This is a genomic window from Bacillota bacterium (assembly GCA_036504675.1).
GTDB lineage: Bacteria > Bacillota > Sulfobacillia > JAJYWN01 > JAJZPE01 > DASXUT01.
In genome coordinates this window covers 43,495-49,976 of record DASXUT010000190.1, presented here as the reverse complement: position 1 = coordinate 49,976, position 6,482 = coordinate 43,495, and the positions used below count along the sequence as shown (strand labels likewise).

The 6,482-nt window shown below is 63.0% G+C and carries 5 protein-coding genes; 1 reads left to right on the top strand and 4 read right to left on the bottom strand.

The features are described from left to right. Positions 1-71: 71 nt before the first annotated feature. The 3 genes from VGL40_15065 to VGL40_15055 form a co-directional block, all read right to left on the bottom strand. Positions 72-917 carry an arginine deiminase family protein gene (locus tag VGL40_15065; GenBank protein HEY3316582.1) on the bottom strand — a complete coding sequence of 282 codons (846 nt, stop codon included), beginning with the start codon at positions 915-917 and terminating at the stop codon, positions 72-74. Positions 918-962: 45 nt separating this feature from the next. Next, positions 963-2,006, bottom strand: a complete 1,044-nt coding sequence (locus VGL40_15060; protein ID HEY3316581.1) for an ornithine carbamoyltransferase — start codon at positions 2,004-2,006, stop codon at positions 963-965. Between the two features lie 88 nt (positions 2,007-2,094). Beyond that, a complete protein-coding gene (locus VGL40_15055) occupies positions 2,095-3,489 on the bottom strand; it encodes an APC family permease (GenBank protein HEY3316580.1) in 1,395 nt (464 codons plus the stop codon). Between the two features lie 383 nt (positions 3,490-3,872). Between VGL40_15055 and VGL40_15050 the strand changes: the two genes are divergently transcribed. Continuing rightward, positions 3,873-5,603, top strand: coding sequence for a PucR family transcriptional regulator ligand-binding domain-containing protein (locus tag VGL40_15050; protein ID HEY3316579.1), 1,731 nt, complete (start codon positions 3,873-3,875; stop codon positions 5,601-5,603). A 251-nt stretch (positions 5,604-5,854) separates the two neighbouring features. Here the strand turns inward: VGL40_15050 and VGL40_15045 are convergent, their stop codons facing one another. After that, positions 5,855-6,394 carry a hypothetical protein gene (locus tag VGL40_15045; GenBank protein HEY3316578.1) on the bottom strand — a complete coding sequence of 180 codons (540 nt, stop codon included), beginning with the start codon at positions 6,392-6,394 and terminating at the stop codon, positions 5,855-5,857. Positions 6,395-6,482 lie beyond the last annotated feature (88 nt).

Sequence of the window (6,482 nt, the reverse complement as noted above, 5' to 3'; positions counted from 1 at the left end):
TTTCGCCACTATTCTCCCCGGTTCCGGGTGCTGATCTCTCACCAGCCGCCGGTCCACCGGGGCATTTTGACTTACCGATCGCGCTCGATCTCGAAGGTCAGGCAGTGCGGGCCCCCGCCCATCTTGGTGAACTCGCGCAGGTGCGGGGTATAGAGGGTGAAGCCTTCCGCCCTCAGCATGTCGTTGACGATCTTGTTCTCCTCAAAGGAGAGGACCTTTCCGTCGCCAAGGGCGAGGACGTTGCAGCCGGTCTTGAGGACTTCCCCCAGGGGCACGGCGATGGTCCTCCAGCCGTGGTTGGCCAGCCACTTGGTGAACGTCGGGGGAACGCCCTCTTCGCAGATGATGGCGAGCTTGTCGGCCACCACGGAGAAGATCATGTCGAGGTGGTTCCACTTGGCCAGGAACTCGACCGGCATAACCTCGACGTCGAAGGGCTTCATGATCTCGGCGGCGTTCTCGATGCCGCGCAGGGTGGAGCGGTTGCCCGAGCCGATGACCAGCGTGTGCTCGTCGATTTGCCATGAGTCGCCGCCCTCGACGGCGCCCCTGGTCACGCGACCGGGCACCTTGACGCCGATGCGGTTGAAGGCCTCGATGGCCGCTTCCTCATCGCCCCAACGCTGCTCATACTTGAACTTCCCGATAAGCGGACCACCTGGGGTGCTCGCGCCGAAGTCCCGGGTATAAACCTGCCAGCAATGATCCTCGATGGCCTTCTCCCATTCGATGGCCACGCCGGCCTCGGTAAGGGCCTGAACCAGTTCCTCGTGCATCTTCTTGGCGACGTCAATCTTGACCGGGTCGCCCTCATCCATGCTGCGGTGGGCGATCTCACTGATCGGCAGTTCCTTGTAGTACGTGGGCGGGCAGAGGAGAACCCGGCGGAGCTTGCCGTGCGAGTTGTACTGAGCCATAGAATCCTCGCTCCTCTCGTGAATTTGTTGAGCGGGTGGCGCTTGTTACCGCATGGTCAGGGACATGATCGCCTTCTGGGCGTGCATCCGGTTCTCGGCCTCATCGAAGATAACCGAGTTCGGACCGTCCATGACGGCGTCGGTGACCTCGTAGCCGCGGTCGGCCGGCAGGCAGTGCATATAGAGGCAGTCCCGCTTGGCGAGGCTCATCATCTTCTCGTCGACCTTCCAGTCGCGGTTGGGCTCAAAGAGCTTATCCATGCCCTCGAAGTCGGGCTTGGCGACGACCGGCGGCAGGAACTCGAGGCTCGGCCAGCTCTTCGGGTAGACCGCGTCGGCCTTGCGGAAGGCTTCCCGCATGTCGGTGGTTTCCTCGAACGAGCCGCCGTAGCGGGCGGCGTTTTCCTTGGCCCGGGCGATGACGCCGGGCTCCAACTCGAAGCCCTTCGGGTGGGCAAAGACCACGTTCGCCCCGAGGAGGCTGCAGCCGACCATGAGGCTGTGCGGCACGGAGACAGGCTTCTTCTTGCTGGGAGAGTAGGCCCAAGACACGACGACCTTGCGTCCGGCCAGGCTGCCCCACTTCTCTTGCATGGTGAGCAGGTCGGCCATGCCCTGGCAGGGGTGGAACCGGTCGTCTTCCATGTTGATGACGGGGATGTCGGCCCACTTGGCGAACTCGCGGATGTACTCGTTGCCCGCGCCGTGCTTCCAGCCGACCGGGTCACCGAAAATGCGGATGGCGATGGCCTCGCCCATGCGGCTGAGGACCCGGGCCACGTCGCATACACGCTCGGTCACGAAGGCCTTCTCCATGCCCTCGATGGCCGGGGTGTAGACCTTGTCCGAGTCGAGGTAGTGTCCATGCCCACCGAGCTGCATGATCCCGGCCTCGAAGCTGTTCCGGGTACGCAGCGACCGGTTGTAGAAGAGCAGGAAGATGGTCTTGTCCTGAAGCGTGTGCTTGTGGATGCCATTGGCCCGATCAAGCTTGAGCTGTTTGGCCGTGTCCAGGATGGTCTCGATTTCCTCACGGCTGAAGTCCATGAGGGTGATGAAATCGCGACCGCGGAGTGAGATAGTCTTCACTTGCCTTACCTCCCGTATGGTGGTGTTGCCGGCTGGTGTAGGCTTGCCGTCAGGGCAGGCGGGTCAGTGCCTGGTCGGCGCTCACTCCTCAGTCTGCCCCAGCAATGTCAAGGGTCTTGTTGCTCCTAAGGGAGTACAGGACCAGTCCTAGAACGACCAGGCCGGCCAGGATGATATGTTCAAGCGGCCAGATCAGAGCCCCGGGGCTCTTCGGGTACAGCATCGCGACCATGAAGAAGACTATCGAGATGTAGCCCAGGAGTCGGACGACGATGCCGCCGGAAGCCGGCACCAATTGGCCCTTGGCCGCGAGCTTCCTCCGCAGCACTTCAATGCTGAGGAAGGTGCCGCCCCAAAGGATGATGTAGGCGAACGACGCCGCGTCAACGAGCGGGATCAGGAACTTGCGGCCGATGAACGGCGAGATGACCATGACCGCCGTTGTCAGGAGGATGGCGTTGACCGGCGTCCCGTACTTCGGGTGCACCTTGGCCAGGCCGGCCGGCAGCAGCCCGCGCCGGGCCATGCCGAACATCTGCCGGGTGACCCCGTAGAACAGGGCGTTGTAGACACCGACGACACCGATGATGGCGGTAACGATCAACAGGATCCCGGGAAGGTTGGTGCCGGTCAACGTGTTCAGCCCGGTGGCGAAGGGAATGTCGGCCTCCGCGCCGGCTTGCCAGGACATGACCAGGCCGGTAGCGATCAGTGACAGCGTGTAGGCGATCCAGCCGACGGACCAGGCGATGGGCACGGTCCGGCCGGCGCTGCTGCCCTTTTCCTTAGCTTCCTCGGCTCCCTTGGCGATGGTCTCCCACCCGGCAAGGGAGAACGGCAGCATCGTCGCCACGGCAATGATCCCCACCCAGGCCGGTTTGCCGAAGAGGGGCTGGAAGTTCTTGAAGGTCCCCATGCTGAAGGCAAGGATAACCCCGACGCCCACCAGGATCATCAGGGTCGTGCTGGTGATGTTCTGGAACGTTGAGGACAGCCTGACCCCCCGGTAGTGGAGGACTGTGATCCCGATCACGAGGGCCAATCCGATGGCGATGGTGATGATGCCGACTGGCGAGCCCATTATCTTGTACCAGTACCACTTGGTGACCGAGGGCTGAAGGAATTCGACCATCCGGACGATGGACACGACTTCATAGGCGCAGACAATCATGTTCACAAGGATGCCGAACCAGCCTGCGATGAAGCCGGCCAGTTGGCCAAAAGCGGCGGCCGAGTAAGACATCTCGCCCTCCGCCTGCGGGAACATCGGTACGGCCTGGCGATAGGCCAGGACCAGCGGCAGCTCCAGGAAAAGGACCAGGACCCAAGCCAAAAGTGCGTTGACGACGCCGCCGCCAACGCTCATCCAGGTGCTGGAAACGAGCAACCACGAGGTACCCCAGATACCGCCTAAGCCGAGGGCGATGAGGCCAAAAAAGGAGATCGATCGTTGCAGACCAGGTTCCTTGATTTGGGATGACATGATGACTGGGTTCGCCTCCTCGTCATGATTGGGGGCTTTCGCTTTCTGTCGAGTCCTGCGGACTTTGCGGCGACCACGTCTGTGTCATCAGCCGACTCAACCGACCAGTTCCAATCGACACTATCACCTCGATAGGCACTCCCCCAAGGACCTTGGTCTTTGTTCCGACCGTTCGGCCGTCCAGAAGTAATTGTAGTTCTGAACTGGTCGAAAGGGGGCACACTGATTTCGACCGCTATCTGTGCAAAGTGGACAGTGCAATGGCGTCCCATTTGGTGGCATAATGGTCATCAGGGTGTTCTCCCGCCCACGCGCGATGAAAGACCCGTCCGGAGTGCTTGAGTGCAGCTAGAGCTAACTTTCATGACTCGGCGGTGGCGACTATGCATAGTGAGCCAATCGAAGAACTGACGATCCGTTCCCTTCTCGGCGAACCGGAACTCGAGGGACTGAAGCTACTGGCAGGCATCCAGGCAATCGACCGCCCGATCCGGGCGGTCACCGTCATGGACACGCCCTACATCGGCAATTGGCTGAAGGGCGGAGAACTGGTCCTGGGTAGCGGTTTCTTCCTCGTCAACCAGATTTCGGATGTCGAGCTGGTCAGGTCTGTGGCCGCCCGCGGAGCGGCGGCCCTCGGAATTAAGCTAAGCCACTTCCCGCAGGGCCTGTCAGAGGCGACCGTGAAGGCCGCCGATGAGGTCGGCCTGCCGCTGCTCGAGGTCCCGAGCGACTGGGGATGGTCGAAAGTCATTGACTGCGTGCTGCATCGGCTGGGGCGACAGGAAACGAAGTTCCTGGACTTGACCCACCGGGTCCGGGAGCGGTTCGTCAACCTTCTCCTGGCGGGGGCCTCGCCTTCGGAACTCCTCCGCGACCTGGCCGCGGACATCAGTCGACCGGTCGCCATGGTCAACTCGACGATGGAGACGATCCTCTTCCAGAGCACCCCCCGAGGGGTGCCGGGAGCCGCCTTCAGCAAGGAAGAGGTTAGCCAGGCGGCCGCGAGGATCTCGGCCGGTGATAGCGAGGGAGTCTTCAGTGCCCCGATCGCCGGAGAGAATTGGGGCGGTTCCCGGGTCCAGACGTCGGCGGGATCCACCGTCGTCGTTCCCGTCGTCAACCACGGCCAACCGCCCTCGTTCATCCTGGTGCGAGAAGGGACCGTCCCGCTGTCGCGGGATGGCCTCGTCCAGGTCGCTGGGGCAGCGGCCGTCCTGGCCTTGGGGAACCGATATGCGGAGAGCGAGGGTTACCGCGAAAGGCGTGACGCCTTCCTTTTTGAGCTGCTTTCGGGGGAACGGCAGGCCGCGGCGGATATCGAAGTCACCGGCCGCTACTACGGCTGGAGCATCGGCTCGCCACACACCGCCTTCGTCGGCCGGATTCTCGAGTTCCCCGCGGACGCCGCGGGAGGGCCGCAAGGGGGCAAAGCGTCGGACACCGAGCTGCTTCGGGACGCGGCCGAGGTCGAGAAGCACATATTGGCTGTGGAGCCCAGGGCCGTCATCGGCCGTCGCGGCAGCCTGCTTTTCGGGCTCCTGCCGGCGGCCGGCGCACGGCAGCGGGCGCTTGACGCCGTGGCGGTGCTGAGCCGGGCCATGACCCCTTTGAGCCCCGTGATGCAGCGCCGGGTGATCTTCGGCGTCGGCCGGATGTCCCTGGGACCCAAGGAGTTCGCGTACTCCTTCTCCTTGGCGGAGCAAGCCCTTCGGCTCAGCGAGGTTTTCCTCGATCCCGGCCGAGTCGTCAGCATCGATGAGCTGGCTCCCTATCGCCTTCTCTGGGACTTGCGGGAGCGGCCCGAGACTCGCGAAGTCATCGATCGGGTCCTCGGGCCGGTCGTCGACAACCCCGACGACCTCTATCACACCCTGAGGGTCTTCCTCGACTCGGGAGGGCACACCAAGGAAAGCGCTGAGCAGCTGTTTGTCCACCGGAACACCCTCCGCGCCCGGCTTGACCGGATCCGGAATCTCACCGGCCTTGACCCTCGCCAGCCGCGGGAACGCCTCCTCCTATTCCTTCTCGTCCTCGTCCGCAAGCTGATGCAGCCCGTCTCCGACGACGGAGCGACCGATCCGCCGCCGGCTTCGCCGCCGGGCGAGGAGTGATCGGATCGGTCGGTGACGTAGGCCTTTCAGGCGGCCATTCGCTCGGCAATAACCCGCAGTCGGTCGGAAAAGACAAGGGCCACTGGCAGTTCCTGCACCTTCCTGTGAGGAACAAGTATACGCCGCCCACAAGGTCGGCTAGCGCGGGTTCCTGACCGGTTCCTGACGTCGAGAGGCGACCCATTAAGGGACACAAAAAAGCCAGTCCGGCAAACCCTTGCCGGACTGGCTTTTCCAAGTGGACCCCATTGTCAAGACGCGTTTTTGATGCCTGCTAAGTTACATTTGTCCCCCCTCGTTTGGTCTGGGTCCTGAATGAGTGCATGCTGTGGATTTCCAGTTCTCGTCCGAAGTGGAAAAGCCCAGGGGGAACGGTCACCAAAGGCCGTGAAGAACAACCTGGCGACGGTCGTGCAGACGAGCAGCTGACTGACGTTATAGACCCGCTTGACCAAAGAGCGGACGGGCGTCCGGTGGGGCACCAGGTGGTGCTGGACGATGAGGTTGCCGAGGATGGTGACGCCGGCGGTCACCGCTGGCGGGTAGGTGACAAGGACGAAGGTGTAGATGGCGCCGCCGCCCCCCCAGGTCACCTTGCCGTCGGAGTCGACCGTGGCGTCGAAGTAGCCGGCCAGGATCCCCCAGAACAGGATGGCGGGGACGTAGCGGAAATGGAAGCCCCTGAATGCCCATGCGGAGACGCCCAGGGCCGCCGCGACGACGCTCCAGAAGACGCGCCGGGCGGGTTTCGGGAACGGGATGTCGAAGAGGCGCGACAAGGCTTTCAGCACGAGGAACCCCTCCTTTGACAACGAAGGAGCGTCAACCCCTCACAATAACGAAGCCCGCCTTCCCGGTTCGGGAGGGCGGGCTACTCAA